Source organism: Pedococcus sp. P2_E4 (assembly GCF_056403935.1).
This window is the reverse complement of record NZ_JBFUEO010000004.1, coordinates 132,746-159,024: the sequence shown is the minus strand read 5'-3', so window position 1 is coordinate 159,024 and position 26,279 is coordinate 132,746. Positions and strand designations below refer to the sequence as shown.

At 71.7% G+C, this 26,279-nt stretch carries 31 protein-coding genes; 24 read left to right on the top strand and 7 right to left on the bottom strand.

All coding sequences use genetic code 11. The features are described 5' to 3' along the window. Window positions 1-77: 77 nt before the first annotated feature. The gene (locus AC1DV7_RS04025) at window positions 78-701 is read left to right on the top strand and encodes a LysE family transporter (protein WP_477594822.1); all 624 of its coding nucleotides are present in this window, start codon (window positions 78-80) and stop codon (window positions 699-701) included. Window positions 702-848: 147 nt separating this feature from the next. Here the strand turns inward: AC1DV7_RS04025 and AC1DV7_RS04020 are convergent, their stop codons facing one another. After that, window positions 849-4,013 carry a BTAD domain-containing putative transcriptional regulator gene (locus AC1DV7_RS04020; protein ID WP_477594836.1) on the bottom strand — a complete coding sequence of 1,055 codons (3,165 nt, stop codon included), beginning with the start codon at window positions 4,011-4,013 and terminating at the stop codon, window positions 849-851. On the opposite strand from AC1DV7_RS04020, the gene AC1DV7_RS04015 reads away from it, so the two are divergent. The 5 genes from AC1DV7_RS04015 to AC1DV7_RS03995 all read left to right on the top strand — a co-directional run bounded on the left by AC1DV7_RS04015 (window position 4,012) and on the right by AC1DV7_RS03995 (window position 7,700). Continuing rightward, window positions 4,012-4,353: a hypothetical protein gene (locus tag AC1DV7_RS04015; protein WP_477594820.1), complete on the top strand. Its 342-nt coding sequence runs from the start codon at window positions 4,012-4,014 to the stop codon at window positions 4,351-4,353. The two genes, AC1DV7_RS04020 and AC1DV7_RS04015, sit on opposite strands and share 2 nt — an antisense overlap. A gap of 2 nt (window positions 4,354-4,355) precedes the next feature. Beyond that, window positions 4,356-4,943 (top strand): hypothetical protein, encoded by a 588-nt coding sequence (locus AC1DV7_RS04010; protein WP_477594818.1) that lies wholly within the window; start codon window positions 4,356-4,358, stop codon window positions 4,941-4,943. After that, window positions 4,940-5,893 carry an NAD-dependent epimerase/dehydratase family protein gene (locus AC1DV7_RS04005; RefSeq protein ID WP_477594816.1) on the top strand — a complete coding sequence of 318 codons (954 nt, stop codon included), beginning with the start codon at window positions 4,940-4,942 and terminating at the stop codon, window positions 5,891-5,893. The genes AC1DV7_RS04010 and AC1DV7_RS04005 overlap by 4 nt, the downstream gene beginning before the upstream one ends. Further along, complete coding sequence (locus AC1DV7_RS04000; RefSeq protein ID WP_477594814.1) at window positions 5,890-6,600, top strand: DUF4386 family protein; 711 nt, start codon at window positions 5,890-5,892, stop codon at window positions 6,598-6,600. Before AC1DV7_RS04005 ends, AC1DV7_RS04000 begins: the two co-directional genes overlap by 4 nt. A 194-nt stretch (window positions 6,601-6,794) precedes the next feature. Then, the gene (locus AC1DV7_RS03995) at window positions 6,795-7,700 is read left to right on the top strand and encodes a patatin-like phospholipase family protein (protein ID WP_477594812.1); all 906 of its coding nucleotides are present in this window, start codon (window positions 6,795-6,797) and stop codon (window positions 7,698-7,700) included. Window positions 7,701-7,786: 86 nt separating this feature from the next. Here AC1DV7_RS03995 and AC1DV7_RS03990 read toward each other — a convergent pair whose 3' ends face one another. Continuing rightward, the gene (locus AC1DV7_RS03990) at window positions 7,787-8,548 is read right to left on the bottom strand and encodes an MBL fold metallo-hydrolase (protein WP_477594810.1); all 762 of its coding nucleotides are present in this window, start codon (window positions 8,546-8,548) and stop codon (window positions 7,787-7,789) included. A gap of 79 nt (window positions 8,549-8,627) precedes the next feature. Between AC1DV7_RS03990 and AC1DV7_RS03985 the strand changes: the two genes are divergently transcribed. Genes AC1DV7_RS03985 through AC1DV7_RS03970 form a run of 4 tightly spaced genes read left to right on the top strand, consistent with a single transcriptional unit; the run spans window position 8,628 to window position 10,583 of the window. After that, window positions 8,628-9,203 (top strand): ArsR/SmtB family transcription factor, encoded by a 576-nt coding sequence (locus AC1DV7_RS03985; protein WP_477594808.1) that lies wholly within the window; start codon window positions 8,628-8,630, stop codon window positions 9,201-9,203. Continuing rightward, the gene (locus AC1DV7_RS03980) at window positions 9,203-9,994 is read left to right on the top strand and encodes an SRPBCC family protein (RefSeq protein WP_477594806.1); all 792 of its coding nucleotides are present in this window, start codon (window positions 9,203-9,205) and stop codon (window positions 9,992-9,994) included. The genes AC1DV7_RS03985 and AC1DV7_RS03980 overlap by 1 nt, the downstream gene beginning before the upstream one ends. Before the next feature lie 38 nt (window positions 9,995-10,032). Then, complete coding sequence (locus AC1DV7_RS03975) at window positions 10,033-10,179, top strand: hypothetical protein (RefSeq protein ID WP_477594804.1); 147 nt, start codon at window positions 10,033-10,035, stop codon at window positions 10,177-10,179. A 23-nt stretch (window positions 10,180-10,202) separates the two neighbouring features. Further along, the gene (locus AC1DV7_RS03970) at window positions 10,203-10,583 is read left to right on the top strand and encodes a VOC family protein (protein WP_477594802.1); all 381 of its coding nucleotides are present in this window, start codon (window positions 10,203-10,205) and stop codon (window positions 10,581-10,583) included. A 39-nt stretch (window positions 10,584-10,622) separates the two neighbouring features. On the opposite strand, the gene AC1DV7_RS03965 is transcribed toward AC1DV7_RS03970, so the two are convergent. Both AC1DV7_RS03965 and AC1DV7_RS03960 read right to left on the bottom strand, forming a co-directional pair. Further along, on the bottom strand, window positions 10,623-11,249 hold the full coding sequence (locus AC1DV7_RS03965) for a hypothetical protein (protein ID WP_477594800.1): 627 nt from the start codon (window positions 11,247-11,249) through the stop codon (window positions 10,623-10,625). A 77-nt stretch (window positions 11,250-11,326) separates the two neighbouring features. After that, window positions 11,327-11,827, bottom strand: a complete 501-nt coding sequence (locus AC1DV7_RS03960; protein WP_477594798.1) for a nitroreductase/quinone reductase family protein — start codon at window positions 11,825-11,827, stop codon at window positions 11,327-11,329. Window positions 11,828-11,910: 83 nt separating this feature from the next. Here AC1DV7_RS03960 and AC1DV7_RS03955 point away from each other — a divergent pair, with 83 nt between their 5' ends. Together AC1DV7_RS03955 and AC1DV7_RS03950 are read left to right on the top strand one after the other, a co-directional pair. After that, entirely contained in the window at window positions 11,911-12,267 is a 357-nt protein-coding gene (locus AC1DV7_RS03955; RefSeq protein ID WP_477594796.1) for a cupin domain-containing protein, read from the top strand. Window positions 12,268-12,350: 83 nt separating this feature from the next. Then, window positions 12,351-12,926 carry a DUF6529 family protein gene (locus AC1DV7_RS03950; protein ID WP_477594794.1) on the top strand — a complete coding sequence of 192 codons (576 nt, stop codon included), beginning with the start codon at window positions 12,351-12,353 and terminating at the stop codon, window positions 12,924-12,926. A gap of 98 nt (window positions 12,927-13,024) precedes the next feature. On the opposite strand, the gene AC1DV7_RS03945 is transcribed toward AC1DV7_RS03950, so the two are convergent. Beyond that, window positions 13,025-13,366: a hypothetical protein gene (locus AC1DV7_RS03945; RefSeq protein ID WP_477594792.1), complete on the bottom strand. Its 342-nt coding sequence runs from the start codon at window positions 13,364-13,366 to the stop codon at window positions 13,025-13,027. Between the two features lie 174 nt (window positions 13,367-13,540). Here AC1DV7_RS03945 and AC1DV7_RS03940 point away from each other — a divergent pair, with 174 nt between their 5' ends. The 8 genes from AC1DV7_RS03940 (at window position 13,541) to AC1DV7_RS03905 (ending at window position 19,250) form a co-directional block, all read left to right on the top strand. Beyond that, complete coding sequence (locus AC1DV7_RS03940) at window positions 13,541-13,693, top strand: hypothetical protein (RefSeq protein WP_477594791.1); 153 nt, start codon at window positions 13,541-13,543, stop codon at window positions 13,691-13,693. Window positions 13,694-13,705: 12 nt separating this feature from the next. Then, window positions 13,706-14,188 (top strand): Hcp family type VI secretion system effector, encoded by a 483-nt coding sequence (locus tag AC1DV7_RS03935; RefSeq protein WP_477594789.1) that lies wholly within the window; start codon window positions 13,706-13,708, stop codon window positions 14,186-14,188. Window positions 14,189-14,366: 178 nt separating this feature from the next. After that, the gene (bioB, locus tag AC1DV7_RS03930) at window positions 14,367-15,383 is read left to right on the top strand and encodes a biotin synthase BioB (protein ID WP_477594787.1); all 1,017 of its coding nucleotides are present in this window, start codon (window positions 14,367-14,369) and stop codon (window positions 15,381-15,383) included. A 13-nt stretch (window positions 15,384-15,396) separates the two neighbouring features. After that, window positions 15,397-15,594, top strand: a complete 198-nt coding sequence (bsaP, locus tag AC1DV7_RS03925) for a biotin synthase auxiliary protein BsaP (RefSeq protein ID WP_477594785.1) — start codon at window positions 15,397-15,399, stop codon at window positions 15,592-15,594. Further along, window positions 15,587-16,900, top strand: a complete 1,314-nt coding sequence (locus tag AC1DV7_RS03920) for an adenosylmethionine--8-amino-7-oxononanoate transaminase (RefSeq protein WP_477594783.1) — start codon at window positions 15,587-15,589, stop codon at window positions 16,898-16,900. Before bsaP ends, AC1DV7_RS03920 begins: the two co-directional genes overlap by 8 nt. 12 nt (window positions 16,901-16,912) lie before the next feature. Continuing rightward, on the top strand, window positions 16,913-18,037 hold the full coding sequence (locus tag AC1DV7_RS03915; RefSeq protein WP_477594781.1) for an 8-amino-7-oxononanoate synthase: 1,125 nt from the start codon (window positions 16,913-16,915) through the stop codon (window positions 18,035-18,037). Beyond that, the gene (gene bioD, locus AC1DV7_RS03910; protein ID WP_477594780.1) at window positions 18,030-18,773 is read left to right on the top strand and encodes a dethiobiotin synthase; all 744 of its coding nucleotides are present in this window, start codon (window positions 18,030-18,032) and stop codon (window positions 18,771-18,773) included. Before AC1DV7_RS03915 ends, bioD begins: the two co-directional genes overlap by 8 nt. Window positions 18,774-18,782: 9 nt before the next feature. After that, window positions 18,783-19,250, top strand: coding sequence for a methyltransferase family protein (locus tag AC1DV7_RS03905; protein ID WP_477594778.1), 468 nt, complete (start codon window positions 18,783-18,785; stop codon window positions 19,248-19,250). Between the two features lie 308 nt (window positions 19,251-19,558). Here the strand turns inward: AC1DV7_RS03905 and glgX are convergent, their stop codons facing one another. After that, entirely contained in the window at window positions 19,559-21,712 is a 2,154-nt protein-coding gene (gene glgX, locus AC1DV7_RS03900; protein ID WP_477594777.1) for a glycogen debranching protein GlgX, read from the bottom strand. Between the two features lie 35 nt (window positions 21,713-21,747). Here glgX and AC1DV7_RS03895 point away from each other — a divergent pair, with 35 nt between their 5' ends. Genes AC1DV7_RS03895 through AC1DV7_RS03880 form a run of 4 tightly spaced genes read left to right on the top strand, consistent with a single transcriptional unit; the run spans window position 21,748 to window position 24,641 of the window. Then, the gene (locus AC1DV7_RS03895; protein WP_477594775.1) at window positions 21,748-22,236 is read left to right on the top strand and encodes a hypothetical protein; all 489 of its coding nucleotides are present in this window, start codon (window positions 21,748-21,750) and stop codon (window positions 22,234-22,236) included. Beyond that, window positions 22,233-23,012 (top strand): enoyl-CoA hydratase/isomerase family protein, encoded by a 780-nt coding sequence (locus tag AC1DV7_RS03890; RefSeq protein ID WP_477594773.1) that lies wholly within the window; start codon window positions 22,233-22,235, stop codon window positions 23,010-23,012. Before AC1DV7_RS03895 ends, AC1DV7_RS03890 begins: the two co-directional genes overlap by 4 nt. 3 nt (window positions 23,013-23,015) lie before the next feature. Continuing rightward, window positions 23,016-23,960, top strand: a complete 945-nt coding sequence (locus AC1DV7_RS03885) for a methyltransferase domain-containing protein (RefSeq protein WP_477594771.1) — start codon at window positions 23,016-23,018, stop codon at window positions 23,958-23,960. Between the two features lie 24 nt (window positions 23,961-23,984). Then, window positions 23,985-24,641: an acyltransferase gene (locus AC1DV7_RS03880; RefSeq protein WP_477594769.1), complete on the top strand. Its 657-nt coding sequence runs from the start codon at window positions 23,985-23,987 to the stop codon at window positions 24,639-24,641. A 15-nt stretch (window positions 24,642-24,656) separates the two neighbouring features. Here AC1DV7_RS03880 and AC1DV7_RS03875 read toward each other — a convergent pair whose 3' ends face one another. Then, a complete protein-coding gene (locus AC1DV7_RS03875; protein WP_477594767.1) occupies window positions 24,657-26,177 on the bottom strand; it encodes a 1,4-alpha-glucan branching protein domain-containing protein in 1,521 nt (506 codons plus the stop codon). Window positions 26,178-26,279 lie beyond the last annotated feature (102 nt).

The following is a 26,279-nucleotide window of genomic DNA, read 5'->3' as shown; positions in this document are numbered from 1 at the left end:
CGGCATACCCGTTGGTGGTGGTGACCGCATGGTGGCCGTGGTCCGAGGCGGCGTCGCGGCGACCCTAGAATTTAGCCATGTCCCTGTCGCTGTGGCTCGCCCTGGTCGGCGCCGCCGTGCTCATCTCCCTGACCCCGGGCGCTGGTGCCATCAACACCATGGCCAACTCGATCGGTGTCGGCTGGGCGCGTTCGATCTGGGGCATCGCCGGGCAGCAGCTCGCCCTGCTGGTGCACATCGCCGTCGTGGCCGCCGGGGTGGGGCTGATCGTCGCCGAGTCGCCGGTGCTGTTCAACATCGTGAGGTACTCGGGCGCCGCCTACCTGGTGTTCCTCGGGGTTCGCCAGTTCCTGTCGAAGGCTCGGGCCGACGGTGACGACGCCGACCGCCAGGCCAAGGCATCCCGCTGGACGATGTTCCGGCGTGGGGTGCTGGTCAACCTGACCAACCCCAAGGCCGTCGTCTTCTTCCTCGCGTTCACCCCGCAGTTCATCCGCCCCGACCGTCCGCTGGTGACGCAGTACGCCGTGCTCGCGACCACGGTGGTCGTCGTCGACGTGCTGGTCATGTGGTTCGTCTTCGCGGTGGCCGCGCGCGGCCTGCGCCGGTTGACCCACGACGAGCGCGGCCAGCGTCGGCTCAACCGCCTGTTCGGCGGCCTGTTCGTCGGTGTCGGGGCTCTGCTGGCCTCCGTCCACTGACCTTCGGCGCCTCTGGGCGAGCCCCCGCCGGCAGTGAGGTGCATTCCTGCCACTTTCGCCACGAATGTGCGCGGGGGCCGCGCAAGCGGGTGCATTGGTGGCGTTTCTGCCAAGAATGTGCGCCAGCGCCGAAGGGGGCCGCGGACCTCACGACCCCGTGACCGCTGCGCGCACGGCCACGGCGTCGATGCGGTCGGCGTCGTCCACGACGTGACGCATGGTTTCGTGCTGCTCGTCGGCGAGGGCGAGAAGCCGCGACGCGTCAGTGACGTCGCCTCGCTCGAGGGCGCCGCGGGCGAGGGCATCCAGGACGACCAGGCGCGCCTCGGCGTCTCCAGCCAGGGTGGTCGCGTCCAGGACGCTGGATGGGTTCGGTCCCGGTACGCCAACGTCCTGGGTCAGCGCCGCGAGGAGGGCCCTGGTGAGCAGGGCGCCGTCGCCGCCTGCGGTGTCGTACCAGGCCTCGTTGAGCTGCAGGAGCGCCAGGGCAGGAACGACCTCGCCGCGCGCCCGCAGGATGCGGGCCAAGGTGGTTCGGGCCGTGGCGGCGATGCGCTGGTCGCCGTCGCGATGGGCGGCGGCGAGGGCGCGCTCGAGGGTGGTGATGGCCGCGTCGAGGTTGCCGCGCTGTTGCTCGACGCGCCCCCATCGGGCGAGGTGCAGTGCCGCCTGGCCGAGGAAGCCGCTGCGTTCCGACTCCTGCGCCGCCGCGCTCAGGGCGGCCGCCGCGTCGTCGAAGCGGTGCTCGGCCTGGGCGACCGCGCCGAGGATCCCGCCCGCGTGGACGAGCCCCCACGGGTCGCGGAGGGTGGTGAGCAGGTCGAGGGCTTCCTGCGCCGATGCCGATGCGGCCCCGGTGTCGCCGACCATGATCGAGCCGTAGGCGCACAACAACAGGCTGGCGGCGACGTGCCATGTGCGCCCGAGGTCTCGGTCGAGGGCGAGTGCCGCGCCGGCTTCGCCGAGGACGTCTGCCGGGCGTCCCTGCTGGATGCGGAGGAACGCCAGGTGGAGGTGCAGGTCCGCGCGGCCGGAGTCGTCCTCGGCGGTGACGAGGATGCCTGCCTGGTCGAGGTCGGTCTGGGCCCGGGAGACGTTGCCCGCGGACGCCTCCAGCCACCCGGCTACGAGCAGTGCGTCGAGCGCGAGGGCACGATCGGGGTCCGGTCCGGCAGCTCCCAACGCCTCTCGCAGGCGAGCTGAGCCGGCAACGCCGTCACCCAGGACGACCCAGGCCCAGGCGAAGCCGACCGCGGTGCGCAGCCCCATGCCGGGGTCATGCGTCGATGTCCAGGCCAGGGCGGCGTCGATGTTGGCGCGGTCGGAGCGGACGACGTCGAGGACGTCCGGCTGCCCGGGCCCGCGGACCAGCCCGCGACACATGGACGCTTCGCGGTCCCACCACTGCGCGTGCGCGAAGCGCGCGACGTCCTCGACCCCCGCAGCCGTCAGCCTGTCGAGGGCGAAGGCCCGGATGCTGTCCAGCAGCCGGAACCGCACCGAACCACCGGCTCCGATCTCGACCGTGAGGAGGGAGCGCTCGACGAGCCGGTCGAGTACGTCGAGCGCTGCCCCGCTGGGCACTCCCAGCACGCCGAGGACGTGCTCGACCGCCGGCAGCGGAGCACCGCCGGCGAAGACGGCCAGGGCCCAGAGCCCGCGCTGGTCGTCGGGAAACAGCAGGTCATAACTCCACCCGATGGCGGCGCCCAACGTGCGACGGCGCTGGGGGGCGCGGCTGGTGGGGTCGCGCAGGAGGGTGAACCTGTGCTCGTCCAGGCGCCGCGCGACCTCCTGCACGGACAACGACCGAACGCGGGCGGCCGCGAGCTCGATGGCCAGCGGCAGCCCGTCGAGCGCCGCGCACAGCGCCTGGATGGCCTCGTCGTCGTCGCTGGCGACCGCGGTGGCACGGGCGCGGGTGGCGCGATCGACGAAGAGGACCGCAGCATCCGCTTGGGTCAGCGGTTCCAACGGATGGGTGACCTCCCCGTCGAGACGCAGGGCCACCTGGCTGGTGGCGAGGACCCGCAGCGTCGGCGCAGCGTCGAGCAGGCCCGTGACCAGACCGGCGACGGCGTCGACGACGTGTTCGCAGTTGTCGAGGAGCAGGACGGCGTCGGCTGATGAAAGACGGTCGACCAGGGCGGCTTGTCCACCGCTCACGTGGAGCGTCTCCTCGACGGCACGCGCCACGTCCCGCCCGTCGGCGACGGCATCCAACCGCACGAGCCACACCCCACCCGAGGCGGTCAGGTGGCGTCCTACTTCGATCGCCGTGCGGGTCTTGCCGACCCCGGCCGTGCCGGTGATGGTGACGAGGCGGTGGTCGGCGACGAGCCGGTCGAGGGTGGCGAGGTCGTCGGTCCGGCCGACCAGATCGGCCACCAGTGAGGGCAGGTTGCCCGGAGGGGGCAGGAGCACGACCTCCCTGTCGCCCAGGGCTGGGCTCTGGCGCAGGATCTGCTCCTCGAGGCGGCGCAAACCCGGCCCCGGCTCGACGCCGAGCTCGTCGGACAGCAGGGTCCGCACCCGGGTGTACGCGGCGAGGGCCTCGGCCTGCCGACCCGATCGGTACAGCGCCGTGATCAGTGACGACCACAACCCCTCCCTGAGCGGGTGCGCATCCACGAGGCTGGTCAGGTCAGCGATGACGTCGGAGCCACCTCCGAGTGCCACCCGGGCGGCCAGCTGGTCCTCTACGAGCCCCAGCCGGAGCTGCTCGAGCCTGGTCCGGTGCGGGTGGATCCATGGGGCGTCGCCCGCGCCGGACAGCACGTCCCCACGAAATCGCGCCAGGGCGCTGGTCGCCGCCTCCTTCGACGTCTCGTGGTCCCCGGAGAGCCGGGCCTCACTCGCCTGCGCAGCCAGCTCTGCGACGACCAGCGCATCGACCCCTTCAACGTCGACGTTCAGGGTGTATCCGGCAGGACCGGCGGTGACAGCCTCCGCGCCGCCCAGGGCGCGGCGCAGCTGCGAGACCTTCGACTGCAAGGTGTTGCGCGAGGTGCCGACCTCGCCCTGCCAGACGTCGTCGAGGAGCCTGTCCACGGGCACCGGCCGGCCAGCGTCGAGGGCCAAGCGCACCAGGACGTCGGTGGTCCGACCCGACGGCACGGGGACGTCGACGCCGTCACGACGCACCTCGACCGGGCCGAGGACCGACACCTCGAACATGTCGCGACAGTAGTACCCACGCACTGCGGTGTCCTCGGCCTCACGGTGGTTCGTCGGGACGCCGGTGGCTGCCGTCAGGACGCCGGTGGCTGCCGTCAGCGCATCGTCAGCGCCACGCAGGACCGTTGGCCCCATGAGCACCGACGACGACACCCTGGTCCGCCTCCTGGTGGCCGGTGACCTGCCCGGCCTCCACCACGCGCTCGCCGAGGCACCACCGACCACCCCCGTGGGCCTGCTCGTCGCGGCGCTCGGCAGCACCTCACCCGCGGACCACCTGGCACACGCCGCCCGGGTGGCGCGAACCACACGGGACCGCCAGCTGGTCGCCATCACCGCCGCACACGAGGCGGGCGACCACGACCGCGTCGCGGTCCTGACCCGTGACCACCTCGTCGACCACCCGGACAGCCTGCTCGCGGCATACGTCGCCTCGATCGCCACCACCTCAACAACCCGCACCCCTCAGGAGTGACCATGTCCCACACCACCACCACGTCACCTGCGGTGACGGCGCGCATCCCGTGGGGTGCTGCCGGCCGCTGGGTGGCCACGTTCGCGGCCTTCCCCCTCGGCAGTGTCGCCGCCCGCCTCGTCGTCGGCTCCGTCGACAGCCCCGCCAGCGCGGTGGCCGGCGGTGCGCTCAACGGTCTCGTCCTCGGCGCAGCCCAGGCGTGGGCGCTGGGCACCCGCCGTCCACCCGCTCTCGGGTGGGTCATGGCAACCGCAGCCGGCTTCGCCACAGGGCTCGCCCTCGGCGCCAGCGTCGTCGGGTACGCAACGGACGGCCGTTCCCTCGTCGTCCAGGGCGCCTTCACCGGCGCAGGTGTCGGGATGGCTCAGACGGCCGTGCTCGTGGCGGCAGGGCACCGCGCGCTCGCGCTGCTGTGGCCACTGCTGCTCACCGGTGCGTGGGCGCTGGGCTGGGCCATCACGACCGCCGTCGGTGTCGAGGTTGGCCAGCGGTTCACCGTGTTCGGCTCCAGTGGCGCGATCGTCGTCTCGGCCCTCACCCTCGTCCTGCCGCTCGCGCTTCACCGTCACGGCAGGCAGGCCCGGTCATGAGCCGCCACGTCGTGTTCGGCACCGGCCAGGTCGGGCGCCTCCTCGTCGAGCAGCTCGTCGCGGAGGGCGCGGAGGTCATCGGCGTCAACCGTGACGGCCGAGGCGCGATCGAGGGGGCCAGGCTCGTCGGCGGGGACGCCACTGACCCCGCGTTCACCACCCAGGTGTGCGCCGGAGCGGACGTCGTGTACTTCTGCCTCAACGCGGGCAGCTACGACCGGTGGGCACAGGAGTTCCCGCCACTGCAACGCGCCGTGGTCGCTGGGGCGCACGCCGCCGGAGCACGCTTGGTCGTGCTCGAGAACCTCTACGCCTACGGCCCCACCCACGGCCGCGTGCTCGTCGAGACCCTCCCTGCGAACCCCACCTCGAGCAAGGCCGCGACCCGGGCCGCGATGACCGACGAGCTGCTCGACGCGCATGCCGCTGGCCGCCTCCAGGTCGCCATCGGGCGGGCCTCGGACTACTTCGGGCCCGGTGCCACCCGCTCCGCCCTCGGCGAGACCGTGTTCGGGACCGCCCTGAGCGGACGGCGCGCCCAGGTCATGGGCGACCCGGACCAGCCGCACTCGTACTCGTACACCCCCGATGTCGCACGCGCCCTGGTCACCCTCGGCGGTGACCCTCGCGCGCTGGGCCGGGTCTGGCACCTGCCGGTCGCGGGATCGCCAACCACCAGGCAGATCATCGAGGACGTGTACCGCCTCGCCGGGAACCGCCCCCGCATGCTCGCCGCCGGCGCGACCACCCTGCGCCTGGTCGGGCTCTTCCGTCCGGTGATGCGCGAGTACCTCCACACGCTCTACCAGTTCACCGACCCGTGGGTCGTCGACGACACCAGGTACCGGACCACGTTCGGCAACCACTCCACCCCCCTCGACGACGCCCTCGCCGCCACCCTCGCGTGGTACACCACCGCCCAGCACACGACCAAGGAGCCGACCCGATGAGCACCACCGCACGACGTCACACCGCACAGACCGTCACGCACGCCAACGGTGCCCGCGCCGTGGCCGCTGCGTCCATGACGAGCGCCGCGCTGCTCGCCACCGCAGGGTTCACCGTCCTCGGATCTGTCTTCGACTACCCGAACATCCTCAAGGAGCCGACCGCGACCATCCTCGCGACGTATCGCGAGCACGCCACCGCGGTCAGTGCGTGGTTCCTCGTCCTCGCCGTCAGTGCAGCCCTCCTCGCACCCGCCGGTATGGCGCTGGGTCGCCTCGTCGGCGGCCGGTTGGGTCGCTGGGTGGCGGGCGTCGGCATCGCCGCGGCCGTGGTGCAGGTCGTCGGCCTGTCGCGGTGGGTCCTCTTCGTCCCGGGCTTGAGCCGCGACGCGCAGGACCCGGCGAGGGCGGCCGAGGCGACCCGGACGTTCGAGACGCTGCACACGTGGCTGGGAGAGGCGCTCGGCGAGACCGTCGGCTACGCCCTGACGGCCACCTTCACCGTGCTCGTCATCCGCGGGCTGGCAGGTGTTCCCCGCTGGGTGCGGTGGTTCGGTGCGGCCGCTGCCGCGCTGGTCGCCACCGGAGTGCTCATCCCGGTGGGGCTCGACCTCGCCGAGCTGACGAACTTCGCCGGGTACGTCGCCTGGTCCGTCTGGCTCCTGGTGCTCTCCGTGGTCCTGCTGCGCGGCCGACGCCGACGGCGGTGAGGGTCAGGCACCTGCCGACGGCCGCGCGTGCATTCGTGCCACTTCTGGCACGAATGTGCGCGCGCGCCGCGCAGTCGGGTGCATTCGTGGCGTTTCTGCCACCACTTCGCATGGTCGAGAGACAGCCAGGCGCGGTCGCGACACCGCCATGCGCGGTCGCGACACCGGCACGCGCACTCTGCTTTGATCCCTAGGTGGTCAGTGTCCGAACGAGCCGCGACAGCGGGCGCGCCCTGGTCCTCGGGGGTGCGGGGTCGGCGGGCAACGCGTGGGTGCTCGGCGTCGTCGCTGGGCTGTTCGATGCCGGGCTGGACGTCACCAAGGCTGACCTGGTCGTCGGCACCTCGGCGGGGTCGACGGCCGCGGCCCAGATCATCACCGCGAGGCCGACCGACCTCCTTGCCCAGATCCTCGACGCCCCGCCCGTGCATCGTCCTGGTCCGACACGTCCGGAGAGGACAGGCGCTGGCCGCGCGGCGGTGGCCGACCACCTGGAGCGGACCAACCGCATCATCGCCTCCGCGGCGGACCCGGCCGACATGCGCCGCCGGATGGGTGCTGCTGCCCTGGAGCTGGAGGGCGCAGCGGACGGGTCCTGGTCGACCCAGTGGCGCGCCACGGTCGCCGCACGGCTGCCGAGCCAGCAATGGCCCGAGCGGGCGCTGCTCATCACGGCGGTCGACGCCCGCTCCGGTGAACCGGTCGTGTTCGACCGCGACAGCGGAGTCGACCTGGCTGACGCCGTTGCCGCCAGCTGCGCCAGTGGGATGGCCTACGCCATCGGCGACGACAGGTACATCGACGGGGGCTACCGCCGCAACGAGAACGCCGACCTGGCCTCGGGCTCCGGGCGAGTCCTCGTGCTGTCACCCTTCGGTGGTCGGTCGCGACATCCGATGGAGTGGGGCATGCAGCTGGCCGCGCAGGTCGACGAGCTGCGCGCCGGTGGCAGCCGCGTCGAGACCATCGTCCCGGATCGCCACTCCCTTGACGCCTTCGGCGACAACGTGATGGACCCCTCCACGCGCCAGCCCGCCGCGCAGGCGGGCTACGACCAAGGCAGGGCGTATGCCGTGCAGCTCAGGGAGTTCTGGGGCTGACGGCTCCGAGTCGGCCGAGACCAGGGCGTGCCCCGGCGAGACCAGGGCGCGGTGACGCCGAGACCAGCGCGCGCCGACGCCGGGGCTCAACCGGAGGACTGCTGCGCCCCCTGCACGTTGGACTGGTGGGGGCCGGAGAGCCATGGGTTCCGATCAAGCCGTGCGTCGACAGGCTCCGCGCCGCGGCGCAGCGCGTCGACGTACGCGCGGTCGGCGGCGAGGCGGGCGGCCACCTGCGGACCCTCGGCGACGGCCCCGTGGCCGGGCACGACGACCTGGACCTCGCCGGCGGCCTCGCCGAGCCGGTCCAGCGCGTTCGCGTAGGTCTCCAGCTGACCCGACTGGCGAGGGTCGAACATCGGGATGAGCTCGTCCGAGAGCATGTCCCCGGCGATGAGGACGCCACGGTCCGCGAGGAGGATCGCGGCGTGCCCGACCGCGTGCGCCCGGTGCTCGATGATCTCGCCGGGCACTGGACCGCCGTCCGCCGGCAGCGCGGTGAGGAGGGCGACCAGCTCGAGAGGAATGCCCGACGCGCTCTCCGCCGCCATCGCCTGAGCTCGTTCGCGGGCTGCAGTGGCGAGCTCGACGCAGGCGACACTGGCGTAGCGCGGCACGTCCCCGAGCCGCGGGTGCCAGAGCAGGTGGTCCCAGTGCGGGTGGGTCGAGAACCCGGCGACCACCGGGCCGCCGAGCCGGGCGACGTCGTCGGCGAGCTCGCCGAGGTCGGAACCGTCGATGCCCGGATCGACGACGACCAGCCCTGCGTCGGCGCGCACCACGACGGCATTGCTCCAGACCCACTCGCTCTGACGGACCCAGACGCCGTCGGCCACCTGCTTCAGCATCCGCCCACTGTGTCAGGGGGTCCTGACAGCGGCGCTGTGCCCCTTGACAAGAATATTTGTCAAAGGGCACCATGGCGGCATGCAGGACGTCGAGGTCATCGAGAACGCGGAGGCCGCCGCCACCGCGCTCGACCCGGTCCGGGCTCGGCTGCTCGGTGAGCTGGCCGTCCCGGCCTCCGCCGCCGGGCTCGCCGCCCGGGTCGGCATCGCCCGCCAGAAGGTCAACTACCACCTCAGGGCGCTCGAGGTCCACGGCCTCGTGGAGCTGTCCGAGGAGCGTCGGCACGGAGGGATCACCGAGCGTGTGCTCCAAGCCTCCGCGGCGTCGTATGTCGTGTCGCCGGCGGCCGTGACCGCCTCAGCGGCCGACCCGGACGCCAACGACGACCACCTCTCGGCGGCATACCTCGTCGCGTTGGCAGGCCGGCTGGTGCGTGAGGTCGGCGCGCTGTCGCGCCGTGCCGGCGCCGCCGGCAAGCGTCTCCCGACGCTGACCATCGACACGCAGATCGGCTTCCGTTCGGCTGCCGACCGCGCCGCCTTCGCCGACGACCTGACGGCCATGGTGCTCGACCTGGCCGCTCGCTACCACCATGACGACGGGCGCCCGCACCGGCTCGTCGTCGCCGCCCACCCACTGCCCGAGGAGAGCTGATGAGCACGACCCCGAACGTCCCGTACCGCTTGGAGTTCAGCGTCGAGGTGCCGGGCACCCCGGAGCAGGTCTGGCAGGCCATCGCCACGGCCAAGGGCATGAGTGCCTGGTTCGGGCCGACCGAGATGGAGGAGCGCGAGGGCGGCGCCCTGCACTTCACCATGGGCCCCGACATGGGCTCGGACGGCCGGGTCACCGGCTGGGACCCGCCGCGCCGCCTCGTCTACGAGGAGGACTGGGCCGCCCTCATGGGCCAGGAGCCCGATGCGCTGAGCCCACTCACGTCGGAGTTCGTCGTCGAGGCGCAGTCCGGGGGGAGCTGCGTCGTGCGGGTCACCAGCAGTGGCTTCGGCACCGGCGCCGACTGGGAGTCGGAGTTCTGGGACGACATGGGCACCAACTGGATGCCGTTCTTCGACAACCTGCGCCTCTACCTGTCGCACTTCCCCGGCCAGGAGGCCACCCAGCTCGAGGCCAGCGCCACCTACGCCGATGACGAGGCGTCGGTCTGGGCGACCCTGCGCGCCGCGCTCGGTGTGGGCGCCGAGGGGTCGGCTGTCGACGTGCGCGGCGCCACCGGCGCGGTCGAGCGCGTCAGCGAGCGCCAGGCCCTGGTCCGGCTCACCGCACCGGTGCCCGGGATGCTCATGGCCTTTGCCCATGCCGATGGCGAGGGGAAGTCGACCGCGGTTGTCAGGGCATTTCTCTTCTCAGCCGACGCCGCCGACTACGTGCGCCGCKAGGAGCCGGCCTGGCAGGCTTGGCTCCAGGGGCTGCCGATCCCGGCCTGACCGGACTGGCCGACCGGGGATGGGTAGCATCCGACCGCATGACCGCCGACGACCTGCAGGAGCGACCATGGGGTGCGACCGACGGGCAGGTCGTCGACCGCCACGGGGTCCACTGGCTGGTCGGGTTCGAGGGCGACGCGACTGACGGAGCCCCCGACGCCACCGACCAGGCAACGGCCGGCTGAGGACCGATCCCCGGGAGAACCTGATGACCATCGAGCTGAACCACACCATCGTGTACGTGAGGGACCGCTGGGCCGCCGCTCGCGACGTCGGCGACGTGCTCGGTCTGCCGGAGGCGACGGCATACGGTCCGTTTGCCGAGCTCAAGCTGGACAACGGCGCGAGCCTGGACTTCATGGACAGCGACCGCGCCATCCACGGCCAGCACTATGCGTTCCTCGTGGGGGAGGAGGACTTCGACCGCATCCTGGGCCGCCTGCGGGACGGGGGCCGCCAGTGGTGGGCCGATCCCTTCAAGAAGCATCCCCAGGAGATCAACCATGCCGATGGTGGCCGCGGCCTCTACTGGGGGGGACCTGACGGTCACTGGCTCGAGATCATCACCCGTCCGTACGGCAGTGGCTGAGCAGCGCTGACCCGAGGTCCAGTGCCTGAGGCACTGGCATCAGTGCTCGGTCGTGCCCCGAACCTCGTCGCCGCCCATCCGCTCGTCCTCCGGCCCCAGCCGGTGTATGACGTGGGTGCCGGCAGCGCCGTCCGGGCCCGCGCCCGCGCTCTGGCCCGCCGGCGCGGGTGCCGTGAGGGCGCGGAGCCGGGCATCGGCCCGACTGCTGGCCTCGCGCTCCTCGCGCCACGCCAGGATCGCCGCGATGGAGCCCGACCGGTCCCGTGTCTCGAGGTCCTGCGTCAGGCCCGTGCGGAAGTAGGACGCGGCCTCCATCAGCGACACGTAGTGGTCCGCGACCACCGCGTCGGGGCGCGACAGGAACGCCTCGAAGACGAGCTGGAGGTGCTCGTAGCGCTTGCGCGCCCGCGTGGAGAGGTACATGCCGCCCTCGGCGTAGTACCACCGCCGCAGGTCCTCGTGGAGCCTGATGATGTGCTCCCGGTCGGCGTCCGTCCGTGGCCAGCGGGACACGACACCGGTGCGTCGCCAGGCCGTGGGATAGGCCGCAATGCGTTGGGCGCGAACGCCTTCGGCGACCTTCTCCCGACCGCTCAACCAGCTGTTGATGAGAGCGAGCACTGCTGCGGTGACGAACCCGACCACGGCTGCGACGTAAGCGTCCATGGACCAACGATGGCACCCGCCATACCGCTGGGGAACCGAACGCCGCACGGCCCGTCCCGTGGAGCGGGGTGCGCTCGTCAGGGTTCCGGGGCGCCGCGCGGTTCGAGGACGACGACGGCAGTCTCGGCGGCCCGCCGGGCGGCGTACTGGTCGAGGTTCCTGTCGATCTCGGCCCAGCGCGACCAGAGCCGTTCGCGCTCGGCACCCTGTGCCCGGTGGGCCCGCACGAGGCGTTCCCCGTCGCGGGTCCGGGCGATGGCGTCCGGCTCGTCCTGCAGGTTCAGCCACCAGGCGGGCTCGGCCGGACCCCACCCGTTCATGGCCATCGTGACGAGGTTGTCGCCGTCCTCGAAGTAGCCGACGACGACCTGTCGTGGCATCCCACTGCGACGCCCGGTCGTGGTGAGCCGCAAGGTTCCCCAGCCGCTCGGCTTCGGCTTCCACAGGCCGAACCTGCCACCACTCGCCCGCAACAGCGCGCGATGGCCGTACCAGAACGCCACGATGAGCCAGCGCGGCGGAAGCCTCGCCGGCCGACCGCCGGTCGCCCGTGCACGCGACCCCGGATCCGCGGACATGACCACAGCGTGACGCCTCGGGACCGGGTCTGGCCACCAGGGCTTCCCCTGCGCCGTGCGCCGCGCAGGGGCATGCTCGTCCCATGAGCCTCGATCCCGCGGTCACGAACCCCGAGCACTACAGGGTCATCTTCGAGAACGACCAGGTCCGTGTGCTCGACTACACGGACGAGCCGGGCGACAGGACGACGCCCCACGCGCACCCCGACTCGGTCATGTACACCTTGAGCTCCTTCCGTCGCCGCTTGGTCTCGGGCGACGGTCGGGAGCGCGAGGTGGCGATGGAGGCCGGGCACGTGGGCTGGTTGCCCGCGCAACAGCACCACGGCGAGAACATCGGGGACACCCCCACCCGCGTGGTCTTCGTGGAGCTGAAGGCCCCAGGTGCGGGACCTCCGGATGGGCCCGGGAGCAACGCCGTCGGACTCGGCCCCGCGTAGCCCAGCGGCGTCGCGGCGCAGCGTGCCCAGCGGCGTCCGGTCCGATGCTGGCGGACTCGGCGGGTCAGGAGCATCCTGAGCCCATGGCGAAGAGCGCTCCGCCCAGGAGCATGGCCGTCCCGCTGACGGGGTTTGCCGCAGGTGCGGTCGTGGCGCTGCTCGTCGGGTTGTTCGCCAAGCTGCACGACCCGAGCACGTCCGGCACGTCCACCTTCGGGTTCCCGACCCTCATCGAGATGAAGGTCGCCCTGTCCCTCGTGATCGGGGTGCTCGCCGTGCTCCAGCTCGTCGGGGCGCTCTGGATCTACGGCAAGCTGGGGATCAGGCCGCCCTCACGGCTCGGAACGGTGCACCGGATCTCGGGTGCGATCACCGTCGTGCTCATCCTGGTCGTCGCCTACCACTGTCTCTGGGTGCTGGGCCTGCAGACCGGCAGCTACGCGAGCGGACAACCCGTGGCAACGCGAACGGTGGTGCACGGCATCCTCGGCTGCGCCGTCGTCGGTGCGCTGGTGGTCAAGGTGGTCGCGGTGCGGTCCAGGCGCGCACCCGGGTGGTTCCTTCCCGTGGCCGGCGGACTGCTCTTCGCGCTGCTCATCGGCGTGGTGATGACCTCGGCCGTCTGGTACGTCAGCTCCACCGGCTGGCCCACGTGGTGACCAGGCCCACGTGCTGACCAGGCCCACGACGAGGCCCACCCCCCCCGGGTCGGGAGAGTGGGCCTCGTCGTGGGCCTGTCAAGCAGGCGTATGACGGTTTACGGCTCTYCGCCGCCACCCGCGAGGAAGCCGCGGTGACCGTTGCAGGAGTCACCCGGCTGGAACCCGGACGCCTTGAGGTCCTTCACACTGGCTCCGAGGGCACGTTCGGCCTGCTGGACGTGACCCCAGTTCTGCGGCGGCGCTCCGCCGGGACCGGGGAAGCCGGCCCCGTCGCCGTCCTCCAGGCCCGAGAAGGCGCAGATGGAGTTGGCGTGGGCGGAGCCGAGGCCCTCGCCGCCTGGGGGCTTGCCGTTGCCGGTGATCTCGCCGGCGCTCGCCGCAGACATGCTGGCCACGATGAGAGCTCCGGCCGCGGCCGGAGCGAGGATCATTCGCATGAGACGCATAGTGCTCCTTGGGGATTCACGATTCGCCCACGCGGGACGCGTGGTGCGACGACGCTAGTTGCGTCGCTCGCCGCGTGCCTCCCCCCTAATGGCTAGGACAACCGTCCGGGACCTTGTCCGCCAGGTGTCGAAGGCGGACACTTCCAAGAACGGGAGGCGAGGCTCATGCGGACCATCACCCAGGCGCTTCGGTGGACGGGACTCAAGCTGCGCAGGCTGCGGGGGCTCGTCAAGGACGAGGACCACGACTCCTGGTACGACGAGCACACAGCCAAGCGCGAGAAGCCGCCCAACCTCATGGGGCCGGGCTCGCAGTAGGGAGGGGACGTCATGGCAACCTCGATCTTCGCCAGGATCGGCACCATCAAGGGTGAGTCACGCGATGCCAAGCACAAGGACGAGATCGAGGTCCTGTCGTGGGCCTGGGGCCTGTCCCAGACCGGCACCGCCGGACACGGTGGAGGAGGCGGCGCGGCCAAGGCGAGCTTCCACGACTTCACCTTCACCCACCACGTCGACAAGGCCTCGCCGCTGCTGATGAAGGCGTGCGCCACGGGCACCCACATCAAGGACGCGACGATCACCGTGCGCAAGGCCGGCAAGGGTCAGCAGGAGTACCTCGTCATCACGATGACCGACGTCCTCGTGTCGAGTGTCTCCACGAGCGTGAGTGCCGAGGGCGACGCCACGATGGAGAGCGTCGGCCTCGCCTTCGCCAAGGTCGACCTCGAGTACAAGCCGCAGAAGGCAGACGGCTCGGTGGAGCCGGGGGTGCACTTCACGTACGACCTCAAGGCCAACAAGGCGGGCTAGCCGGGCGAGGTGGTCGGCCGCCAGCCCACGCATTTCTGGCACTTCTGCCGCGAATGTGCGCGCGGGCGGTGCAGGCGGGCGCATTCGTGCCACTTCTGCCACGAATGTGCACGCGCAGCGCAACTCGGCGGGTGAGACACCGGGACTGATGGGCCCTCGGTGCGCCAGACTCGCTCCCATGAGTGCCGAGGCAACCGTCAGCGCCGACATCCTCCAGATCGCTCGCGAGCAGGTCCTCGAGCGAGGGGAGCCGCTGGACCAGGACCAGGTCCTCGCCGTGCTGCAGACCTCCGACGACGAGCTCGAGGAGCTGCTGGCGCTGGCCCACCAGGTGCGGCTGCAGTTCAACGGCCCCGAGGTCGAGGTCGAGGGCATCGTCTCCATCAAGACCGGTGGGTGTCCCGAGGACTGTCACTTCTGCAGCCAGTCCGGCCAGTTCACCTCACCGGTGCGCTCCGTCTGGCTCGACATCCCCGAGCTGGTCCGGGCGGCACGCCAGACCCGCGACACCGGCGCCAGCGAGTTCTGCATCGTCGCGGCGGTGCGTGGTCCGGACGCACGCCTGATGGCCCAGATGCGCGAGGGGGTCGCAGCGATCAAGGCCGAGGTCGACATCCAGGTGGCCGCCTCGCTGGGCATGCTCAGCCAGGAGCAGGTCGACGACCTCGTCGACATGGGCGTCCACCGCTACAACCACAACCTCGAGGCCGGCCGTTCCTTCTTCCCGCAGGTCGTGACGACGCACTCGTTCGAGGAGCGCTGGGACACCTGCCTCATGGTCAAGGAGTCCGGCATGGAGCTGTGCTGCGGCGGCCTCGTCGGGATGGGCGAGACCCTCGAGCAGCGTGCCGAGCTGGCCGCGCAGCTGGGCGAGCTGGCCCCGCACGAGGTCCCGCTCAACTTCCTCAACCCGCGCCCGGGCACGCCCTTCGGCGACCTGCCCCTGATGGACTCGCGTGACGCGCTGCGCACGATCGCGGCCTTCAGGCTCGCCCTCCCGCGGACGATTCTTCGCTACGCGGGGGGCCGTGAGCTCACCCTCGGCGACCTCGGCACCCGCGACGGGCTCCTGGGCGGCATCAACGCCGTGATCGTCGGCAACTACCTCACGACCCTGGGCCGCGACCCCAAGGAGGATCTCACCCTGCTCTCCGAGCTCGAGATGCCGATCAAGGCCCTGAGCGAGACGTTCTGAGGGCGGGACGGGTATGCCGAGCGATGGCCCCTGGTGCGCACGCTGCGGCCGGGCGCGGGAGGAGACCGACCACGCCGCCTGCGGCCGCGCGCTGCTCCTCGAGCCGCCTCGCTTCTGCCCCCAGTGCCGTCGCCGGATGAAGGTGCAGGTGCTCCCGCGCGGCTGGACCGCGCAGTGCGCCGTCCACGGAGAGACCCACAGCGATGGCTGACGTCGACCGGTTGCTGGCCTTCGACCGGGACCACCTCTGGCACCCGTACTCGGCTGCCGGAACGGCAGCCGCGCCATACCTCGTGGAGTCCGCGGCGGGGGTCCGCCTGTCACTGCGTATGCCGGACGGCTCGGCCCGGGAGGCCATCGACGCCATGTCGTCGTGGTGGTGTGCCATCCACGGCTACGCCGTGCCCGAGCTCGACGACGCGGTCCGCGCGCAGCTGTTCCGGATGAGCCACGTGATGTTCGGCGGCCTGACCCATGAGCCGGCAATCGCCTTGGCGGAACGGCTGGTGGCGCTCACCCCGGACGCTCTGCAACGGGTCTTCTTCGCGGACTCGGGCTCGGTGTCCGTGGAGGTGGCGATGAAGATGGCCCTGCAGTTCCAGGTCGGCGTCGGCACCGGACGCACCCGCTTCTTCACGATCCGCGGTGGCTACCACGGCGACACCTTCTCGCCCATGTCCGTGACCGACCCGGTCGGCGGGATGCACTCGCTCTTCAGCGGCATCCTGCCCGAGCACGTGTTCGCACCCGTCCCGCCGGCCGGCGTCGACGTCGCGGCCGACGACCCGGCCATGGCGGCGTGGGAGCGCGAGACCCGCGAGCTCTATGCGGCTCATGCGGACGAGGTCGCGGCGGTCATCGTGGAGCCGCTCCTCCAGGGGGCGGGAGGGATGCGGTTCCACAGCCCCCACGTGGTGCAGGTCCTCACCGAGCTGGCGCACGAGCACGGCGCCCTGGTGATCTTCGACGAGATCGCCACGGGGTTCGGACGCACCGGGACCCTCTTCGCGATGGAGCGGGCCGCGGTCGTCCCCGACATCGTGTGCGTCGGCAAGGCACTGACGGGCGGCTACGTCTCCCTGGCTGCGGTGCTGTGCACCGACGAGGTGGCTGTCGGTGTGAGCAGCGAACGAGCAGGGGGAGCCCTGATGCACGGGCCGACCTTCATGGCCAACCCGTTGGCCTGCTCTGTGGCCTTGGCGAGCCTCAATCTGTTGCAGGACAACGACTTCCGCACCCAAGTGCAAGGCCTGCAGGCGGGCCTGACGACCGGCCTCAAGCCCGCCGCGGATCTCGAGGTCGTGGCCGACGTCCGGGTTCTCGGGGGAGTGGGCGTGGTCCAGCTGCGGGAGCCGGCTCGCGTCGCTGAGCTCACGGCCGCGGCGCTGGAGCGCGGCGTGTGGATCAGGCCGTTCCGCGACCTCGTCTACACGATGCCTCCCTATGTCATGTCTCCTGACGACCTGAGCACCGTCTGCGAGGCCATGGTGCAGGCCGTGGCCACGGTTCACGGCTGAGAGGATGGACGCGTGAGCACGTTCCTGGACTGGCTGGCCGACCGAGCCGACGAGCGTGACCGCAGTGGACTGCGCCGCGAGGTGAGGCCTTTCAAGACCGGCGAGCTGGTCGACCTGGCGGGCAACGACTACCTGGGACTTCGCCGACACCCGGCAGTGGTCGCGGGCGCCGTCGCGGCGGCCGAGACCTACGGCGGCGGGGCTGGTGCCTCCCGGCTGGTCACCGGCACGCTCGAGATCCACGAAGAGCTGGAGCGCGCGCTGTGCCGCCTCACCGGCGCCCGCTCCGCGCTGGTGCTGTCGACGGGCTACCACGCCAACCTCTCGGTCCTCACGTCGTTGGCCGACTCCGAGACGCTCCTCGTCTCTGACGCGCACGCCCACGCCTCGCTCATCGACGGCGCCCGCCTCAGCCGGGGCGCCGTCGCCGTCAGCCGCCACAACGACCTCGACCACGTCCGCGCACTGCTCGAGGGACGCACGCATCCCCGGGCGATCGTCGTGGCCGAGTCGGTCTACTCGGTCCTCGGCGACGCTGCACCGGTCGGAGCCCTGGCAGACCTGACGGAGGAGCTCGGTGCCATCCTGGTCATCGACGACGCCCACGGGCTGGGCGTGGTTGGGGAGCGCGGTGAGGGCGGAGCGGCGCACGCCGGCGTCATCACCCGAGAGCACGTCGTCGTGACAGTGACCCTCTCGAAATCACTTGCAGCCCAAGGCGGAGCGGTCCTCGCGCACGAGGCAGTGCGCGACCACCTGGTCAACGCGGCGCGTCCCTTCATCTACGACACGGGGCTGGCGCCGTCGGCCGCGGGCGCCGCGCGCGGCGCCCTCGACGTCCTCGCCGCGGACGTGCACCTGCCGGCCTCCGCACGTGCGAACGCGGCGCTGCTGGCGCAAGCCTGCGGCGTCGGCATACCGGCTGGTGCGGTCCTCTCGGTGACCATGCCCGGACCGGCCCACGCGCTCGCGGCCGTCGCGCACGCCGAGGCCCAGGGCTTGCGCATCGGCTGCTTCCGGCCACCATCGACCCCGGACGGGAGCTCGCGACTCCGGCTGACCGCGCACGCGGACCACGGGCCTGACGTGCTCGACCACGCCGTCGAGGTCCTCCGAGGGCTGGTCGCGCATGTCTGACCCGAGTTCGCCCGACCCGAGTTCGCCCGATCCCATCTCCCTGCCCAAGGTCGTGGTCGTCACGGGCACCAGCACCGAGGTCGGGAAGACCGTGGTGACGGCTGCTCTCGCGGTCATGCTGCGACGACGTGGTGCCGCCGTGGCGGTGGTGAAGCCCCTGCAGACCGGGGTCACCGCCGACGAGGACGGCGACATCCAGGTCGTCCAGCACCTCCTCGGGGACGACGCGGGCGTGACCTTCCACGAGTTCGTCCGTCTTCGCGCGCCCTTGGCGCCGGATGCGGCGGCGCGACTCCAGGGGCTGACCCTGCCGCCTGTCGCCGAGCACGCCCAGGCCATCGCCGCCATCGCGCACGAGGTCGACATCGTGCTCGTCGAGGGCGCCGGAGGGTTGCTGGTCCGTCTGGACGGTCGCGGGGGCACGCTGGCCGACCTGGGGAGTGCGCTGCGCTACAAGGGGCTCAGCACCGGCTACGTGCTGGTCTCCAGCCCCGGCCTCGGCACCCTCAACCACACCGCGCTCACGGCCGAGGCCCTGGCCGCACGCAAGCTCCCGCTGCTCGGAGTCGTCATCGGTTCCTACCCCGCCCGGCCCGGGCTTGCCGAGGAGTCGAACCTCGAGGACCTGCCACGGGTGGCCGGTGCGCCCCTGCTCGGCTGCCTGCCGGAGGGGGCCGGCTCGCTGTCGAGCAGTGACTTCGGTGGACAGGCGCCGGCGTGGGTGTTCCGGAGCTAGGCAGGGCTCGTGAGCGGATCCGACGAGACCGTCTCCTTCCGGCTCTGGCCACCGGTCGCCATCGGGGTGCCTTTCGTCGTCGGATGGCTGGCCACCCAGCGCTGGGGTGACCCGGTCGACTTCGGCGGGTGGCGACTGCCGGTGGGTGGGGTCCTGCTGCTGTTCTTCGTGGCGTGGAACGGCTGGTCGCTGTGGCTCTTCGGCCGGCACGAGACGGGGCTGCTCCCGGGGCAGGCGACGCGCGCGATGATCGAGGAGGGGCCCTACCGCCTGTCCCGCAACCCCTTGTATGTCGGCCTGCTCGCGCTGTACCTCGCGGTGGCCTTGCTCGCGCCCACCTTCTGGGGGCTGGTGGCGTTCCCGGCCGCGGTCCTGCTCGTCCTGTGGGGTGCGATCCGCCCCGAGGAGCGGTTCCTGCACGAGCGTTTCGGTGCGCCGTATGACGACTACTCCCGGCGCGTGCGCCGCTGGCTGTGAGCAGCTGATGTGACCCGACGCCAGCGGTTCGCGGGTTCGGGTGCGGCCGCGGAGCCGGCGCGGCCCGCGGAGTCGCGTGGGTGTGCCATCGTGCGCCTGGCCGGCGCCAGGCCGACGCCGTCAAGGCGATCCAGCCTGGAGGGGACGTCGTGCATCACTGGTACGAACCGGTCCAGCAGTCGCTGCCACATGTCGAACCCCCTACGCACGGAGCGCCGATCCTCCTCGGCGCCACCCTGACAACGAGCCAGGGCGCGTGCAGGTCACGAGTGCTTCGGTGATGAGGCAGCTGGACTGGCCCCTCAGGGTCAGGTGGGGTCGGCGGCGCAGTAGACCTGAATGCTCGACGGACCGACCTTGACCTCGCCGGGCTCGACAGGCTCGCCGGGGTCCCCGGGTGCTTCCTCGGTCGAGTCCCACAGCAGCTGGTAGGTCGTGATGCCCGGGACCGTGGGCAGGGTCGCCGTGGCGGGTTCGGTGCCGCCGTGCAGCAGGATGAGCAGGGACCGGTGGCCGATCCACGCCCCGTTGAGCAGCATCAGCAGCGTCCGGGTGGCGGGGTCCTCCCACTGCCCGTTGGCCATGGGCTCGCCGTCGACGCCGAACCAGGCGAGGTCCTGGGAGCCGTCCTCGTGCACCTCGCGCCCCGTGAAGAAGACGCGCTGGCGCAGGACGGGGAACTCGGCGCGCAACCTCGTGAGGAACTGGGTGGTCGCGAGCAGTTCCGACTGCCAGGGTTCGAAATCCCAGTCACACCATGAGGTTTCGTTGTCCTGACAGTAGGGGTTGTTGTTGCCACCCTGGGTGCGGCCGAACTCGTCCCCGGCGTTGAGCATCGGCACACCGGTGGCCAGCAGCGTGGACGCCAGCAGGTTGCGTATCGACCGACGGCGAGCCGCCTCGATCGCCTCGCCAGCCGGGCCCGGCTCGACGGGTCCCTCGACCCCGTGGTTCCACGACCGGTTGTTGTCGCTGCCGTCGCGGTTGCCCTCGCCGTTCGGCCCGTTGTGCTTGGAGTTGTAGCGGGTGAGGTCGGTGGTGCTGAAGCCGTCGTGCGCGGCGACGAAGTTGACCGAGGCGATCGGCCCACGGTCGCGGGTCCCGAACAGGTCCTGGGACCCGGCCAGGCGCGTGGCCAGCTCGCGCACACCGTGGCCGGGGTGGCCCTGGGAGGCGGCCTTGAGGTCGTCGAGCCAGAAGGTCCGGACCGAGTCGCGGAACCGGTCGTTCCACTCCGAGAACGGTGGAGGGAACTGGCCGGTGCGCCAGCCGTGGATGCCCACGTCCCACGGCTCGGCGATGAGCTTGACTCCGGACAGGACCGGGTCGGTGCGCAGAGCCACGAGGAACGGGTGGTTGGGGTCGTAGTCGTCGTTCTGGCCCCGCCCCAGGGCCACCGCGAGGTCGAACCGGAAGCCGTCGACGTGGCACTCGTTGACCCAGTACCGCAGCGAGTCCAGCACCATCCGGCAGACCATCGCGTGCCGCAGGTCGAGCGTGTTGCCGCAGCCGGTGACGTCGATGTCCTGGCCCCGGTCGTCGAGCCGGTAGTAGGCCCGGTTGTCCAGCCCCCGCCACGACAGCGACGCCCCGGTGCGGGACTGCTCGGCCGTGTGGTTGTAGACCACGTCGAGGATCACCTCGATGCCCTCGGCGTGCAGCAGCCGGACCATGCCCTTGAACTCGTCCAGCGCCCCCTGCGGGTCCTGCGTCGACGCGAAGGCGGCGTGCGGGGCGAAGAACCCGAGGGTGTTGTACCCCCAGAAGTTCGTCAGCCCCCGGGCCACCACCTCGGGCTCGGAGGTGAACGCCTGCACCGGCAGCAGCTCCACCGCGGTGGCGCCCACCGACTTCAGGTGGGCGACGACCGACGGGTGGCACAGCCCGGCATACGTGCCGCGCAGGTGGTCGGGGACGTCGGGGTGCAGCATGGTCAGGGACCGGACGTGCGTCTCGTAGACGACGGAGTCGGCCAGCGCCGTGTGCGGCCGGCGGTCGTCGCCCCAGTCGAACGCGTCGTCGACGACGACGCACCGCGGGACCGACCCCGCGGAGTCCAGCGTCGAGCGGACGAGGTCGTCACCCTTGAGCCGCTCGTCGACCCGGTGCGCGAACACCTCGGGGGTCCAGGCCACCTCGCCTTCGATCGCGCGGGCATACGGGTCCAGCAGGACCTTCGCGGAGTTGTACCGCAGTCCCTCGGTCGGGCGCCACGGGCCGTCGGCCCGCACGGCATACCGCTGACCAGGGCCCACGCCGGGCAGGAAGCCGAACCAGATCCCGAAGCTGCGCTGGGTGAGCGGGACCCTGCGCTCGGTCTCGCCCGTGGTGTCACCGGTGTCGTAGAGGCAGACCTCGACGGAGTCGGCGTGCCCGGCATACACGGCGAAGTCGGCGCCACCCTCGACAAGGGTCATCCCGAGGCTGGGAGGAAGGTCACGCGAGAGCGCGGCAGGCGACATGGCCCTCAGCCTAGGCAGTGGTTACGGTTGGGCACATGACGGATCCCACCTCGTTGCCCAACTTCCCGCCGCCCGCCGACGAGCACCCGCTGCGCGGACGCGTGTTGGACGCCCTCATCGACCAGGGCCTGCGCCCCGACATCGACGGCGACGGCGACGTGGCGTTCACGGTCCAGGACCAGCAGCTGTTCGTCCGCTGCACCGAGGGCGACTTCCAGATCATGCGCCTGTTCGGCCAGTGGGCCATCAGCGACGCCGTCCCCGCGGACCCGCTGACCCGCCTGGCGACCTGCAACGAGATCACCCTGCAGCTCAACATCGTCAAGGCCGGCCTCGCCAACGACACCCTGGTCGTCACGGCCGAGCACGTCATCACGCCGCAGTCCGACGTCAACGCGCTCACGGCCGTCTCCGTGCAGCTCGTGCTCGCCGGCGTCCAGATGTGGCACGAGCGGATCCTCGGGGCCGGCGGCCCTGAGGGCGGCGCCGGGCCCGACGCGCCTGCTGACGGGGGCCCCGCGTGAGCGACCTGGTGCGCCTCGAGGTCGACGGTGGGATCGCGACGATCCTGCTCAACCGGCCACCCATGAACGCGCTCAACGCCGAGATCCAGACCGCGCTGGGCGAGGCCGCCGCCGAGGTCACCTCGCGCCGCGACGTCTCCGCCGTGATCCTCTACGGAGGCGAGAAGGTCTTCGCCGCCGGGGCGGACATCAAGGAGATGGAGAAGATGTCCTACACGGACATGGCCGACCACGCCGGCACGCTCCAGGACTTCACCCGGGCGATCGCCCGCATCCCCAAGCCGACGGTCGCGGCCATCACCGGCTACGCGCTCGGCGGCGGGTGCGAGGTCGCGCTGGCGTGCGACTTCAGGATCGCCGCCAAGAACGCCAAGCTCGGTCAGCCCGAGATCCTCCTGGGAGTCATCCCCGGTGCCGGTGGCACCCAGCGCCTTGCGCGCCTGGTCGGCCCGGCCAAGGCCAAGGACCTCATCTTCTCCGGCCGGTTCGTCTCCGCAGACGAGGCGCTCGCGATCGGGCTCGTCGACGAGGTGGTCGAGGCCGAGGACGTGTATGCCGCCGCGCGGCGCCGCATGCAGGCGTACGTCGGCGGGCCGGCCTACGCTCTGCGCGCCGCCAAGGAGGTCATCGACCGTGGGCTCGAGGTCGACCTCGACACCGCGCTGGACATGGAGCGTGCGCAGTTCGCGGCCCTCTTCGCCACGCGCGACCGCGAGATCGGCATGAAGTCGTTCGTCGAGAACGGCCCCGGCAAGGCGAAGTTCGAGGGCGCCTGAGCGATGGCCACCACCCCTGCGACCGCCGAGCAGGTCACGGCGGCCTTCGCCGACAACAAGCTCGCCCAGGTGCTCTACCACGACTGGGAGGCGCAGACCTACGACGGCAAGTGGTCGATCTCCTTCGACAGCCGCTGCATCGACTACGCGCGGGACCGGTTCGAGGCGATCACCGGCACTCCGGATCCGCTGCCCTACGGCACGGCGCTCGAGCTCGGCGCGGGCACCGGCTTCTTCTCGCTCAACCTCAAGCAGGCCGGGATCCTCGACGAGGTGCACGTCACCGACCTGTCGCCGGGCATGGTGGAGGCGGCCAAGGCCAACGCGGAGTCCCTCGGCTACACCGTCGAGGGCCGGGTGGCGGACGCAGAACGAATTCCCTATGACGACAACACCTTCGACGTCGTCGTGGGCCACGCTGTCATCCACCACATCCCTGACGTCGAGGCGGCCTTCGCCGAGATGCTGAGGGTGCTCAAACCCGGTGGTCGCTTCGTCATCGCCGGGGAGCCGACCCGGATCGGCGACTGGTACGCCCGTCGCCTCGGCCGGGTCACCTGGAAGGCGGCCACGACCCTCACCCACCTGCCGCCGCTGCGCGACGAGTGGGCCAAGGCGCAGGAGGAGCTCGACGAGTCGTCGCGCGCCGCTGCGCTCGAGGCCGTCGTCGACCTGCACACCTTCGACCCCCGCGAGCTCGCCGCGATGGCCGAGCGCGCCGGGGCCGTGGACGTGCGCACCCGGACCGAGGAGCTGACCGCTGCCTTCCTCGGGTGGCCGGTGCGGACCTTCGAGGCCGCGGTGAAGCCGGGCGCGCTGGGCTGGGGCTGGGCGATGTTCGCGTACGGGTCTTGGCAGCGTCTCTCGGCCGTCGACCGCGTCCTCGCGCGGGTCGTCCCGGCCCGGTTCTTCTACAACGTCGGCATCACCGGTGTGAAGACCGGCTGAGGGCAGCAGGGGAGTGAGCCAGCGGTGACGTCTGCCGCCAACGCCGACATGGCGCCCACCGACCACGGCGAGCACGGGCCGTGGGGGCTGCCGCGTCCCGTCGCCTGGGCCCGGTGGGTCGGCTGGGCGCTGCGCAACCGGGCCTTCACCCGCCACCACCTGCTCAGCTACCTGCGGATGGCCCGGGCCAGCGCCCGCTACCCGGCGCTGCGGTTCGAGGGGCCGTGCTTCATCGGTCCGGACGTCCGCTTCGAGGTCCGCGACGGCTACGCGCGGCTCGTGATCGGCGCCTACACGCACTTCGGCGCGCATGCCCGGGTGCGGGCCCACGAGGGCACGCTGCGCATCGGCGCGAAGTCAGTCATCGGCATCCGCAACACGATCAACTGCTGGCTCGACATCTCGGTCGGCTCGGCGTGCCTGTTCGGTGACGACGTCTACATCTGCGACTTCGACCACGTCACGACCTCGCTCGACGTGCCGATCAAGGACCAGGGCATCGTGAAGACCCCGGTGCGGATCGGGGACGACGTCTGGCTCGGCACCAAGGTCGTCGTGACGCGAGGCACCGACATCGGGTCGCAGAGTGTCGTCGCAGCCCTGGCCGTCGCGCGCGGCGAGTACCCGCCCCGGTCGGTCGTCGCGGGCGTTCCGGGCAAGGTCGTCAAGACCCGGGAGTGAGCAGCGGGTGACCGCTCAGGCGAGGCGGGCGTCCAGTGCTGGAAAGGCGTTGTCCTGCAACGCCTGTCGACGTGCCTCCTCCAACGCCGCGTCTCGACGCCCGTCCTGGACCAGTTGCGCCAGCACGTGGAAGTTGCGCCGGTGCTCCTCGGCCCGGCGGCGTGCGTAGTCGACCGACTGCCCTCGCGTCACGAGGAAGGCCCAGTCGCTCGACAGGGCGTGCCACAGCGTCTGCAGCAGCTGGTCGAGGTCCGGGCGCCGGGTCCCAAGGCGCCCCGCACCACGTTCGCGTGCCACGACGTCGAGCCAGCGCCGTTGCAGCCACTCGTTCTCGTGCGCGATCTGGCGCACGGCGGGGCCGTCCCAGACCGAGTAGTCCTTGCCCGCTCCCCAGGAGCCCGGCCCGAGCTCGAGGTCGCCACCGACGTGCCCGTCCTCGACCGCCTTCTCGAGCGTGGTCACGGTGACGCCGGCCCGTCGCAGTGCCCGGATCGCCCGGCCCAGAAAGAGCGGCCCCTCGTGCCACCAGTGCCCGAACAGCTCGGTGTCGTATGCCGCGACGACCAGGCCAGCCTCGCCGCGCACCTCGTGGGCGTGCAGCAGCTGGTCGCGGACGGCCGCGACGAAGTGCGCCACGTCGTGGTCCACCTGGGCCGACGCCTCGGCCGGGTCGTAGGGGCGTTTGCGGTCGACGGACACGTCGTGCTCGGTGATCGCCCACAGCCGGATGCCGGTGAACTCCTCGCGGGCGTGGAAGTCGCGATAGGCGGGGGACGCCGGGTAGCCGCTGCGCGACGACCAGATGAGGTTGGTGACCTCGAGGTTGCGGGGGACGGCCACGACCTCGCTGCCGGCCACGCGCCACGCTGCGTGCGGGTGGCCGCCGGCGTCGCGCACGGTCTGCTCGTCGACCACGAAGTGACCCACCCCGGCCTGCCCGAACGATGTGGCCAGCGACGGGTGCCACCCGCACTCCGGCGACCAGATCCCCCGGGGGGCGGCGCCGAGCCGCCACGCGCTGTCGGCCAGCCCAGTCCGCAGCGCAAGGTCGGACACCTCGGGCAGGAGCAGCGGCAGGAACGGGTGGGCGCTCGGACCCCCGAGGAGCTCGACGACGCCCTGGTCGCGCAGTCCCCGCAGCACCGGCGACCCACCCCCGCGCCACCGCGAGTCGAGCAGGCGTGCGGCACGTGCCGCTGCGGCATACTCCTGCGTCGCCACGGCCCGTCGGTGCGGGTCGGCGTCGAAACCCATCTCGCGGGCGCGCATCCCCCAGAGCCCCGCCCACGTGGCGGTGTCGCGGCGCATCCGGGAGTGGTCGAGCTGGGCCGCCAGCACCGGGGTCACCCCGAGCGTGAGCACGTCCCGGTGGCCCTCGGCGGCCAGGGCGTCGAGCTCCGCGACGAGGGGGACGTACGACTCGACCCACGCCTGGAACAGCCACTCCTCGCCCAGTGGCCACACCCCATGACCGGGCAGCCACGGCAGGTGCGAGTGCAGGACCAGGCAGAAGGCGCCCGGGACGCGAGAAGTCACAAGCCGTCAGTCTGCCGCACCCGGGGATGACGAGCAGGGAGCCGGCATGGAGCGGTCGGGGGAGCGGGGCCGGGAGCGGTCAGGGAGGGCGGTCAGGGGGCG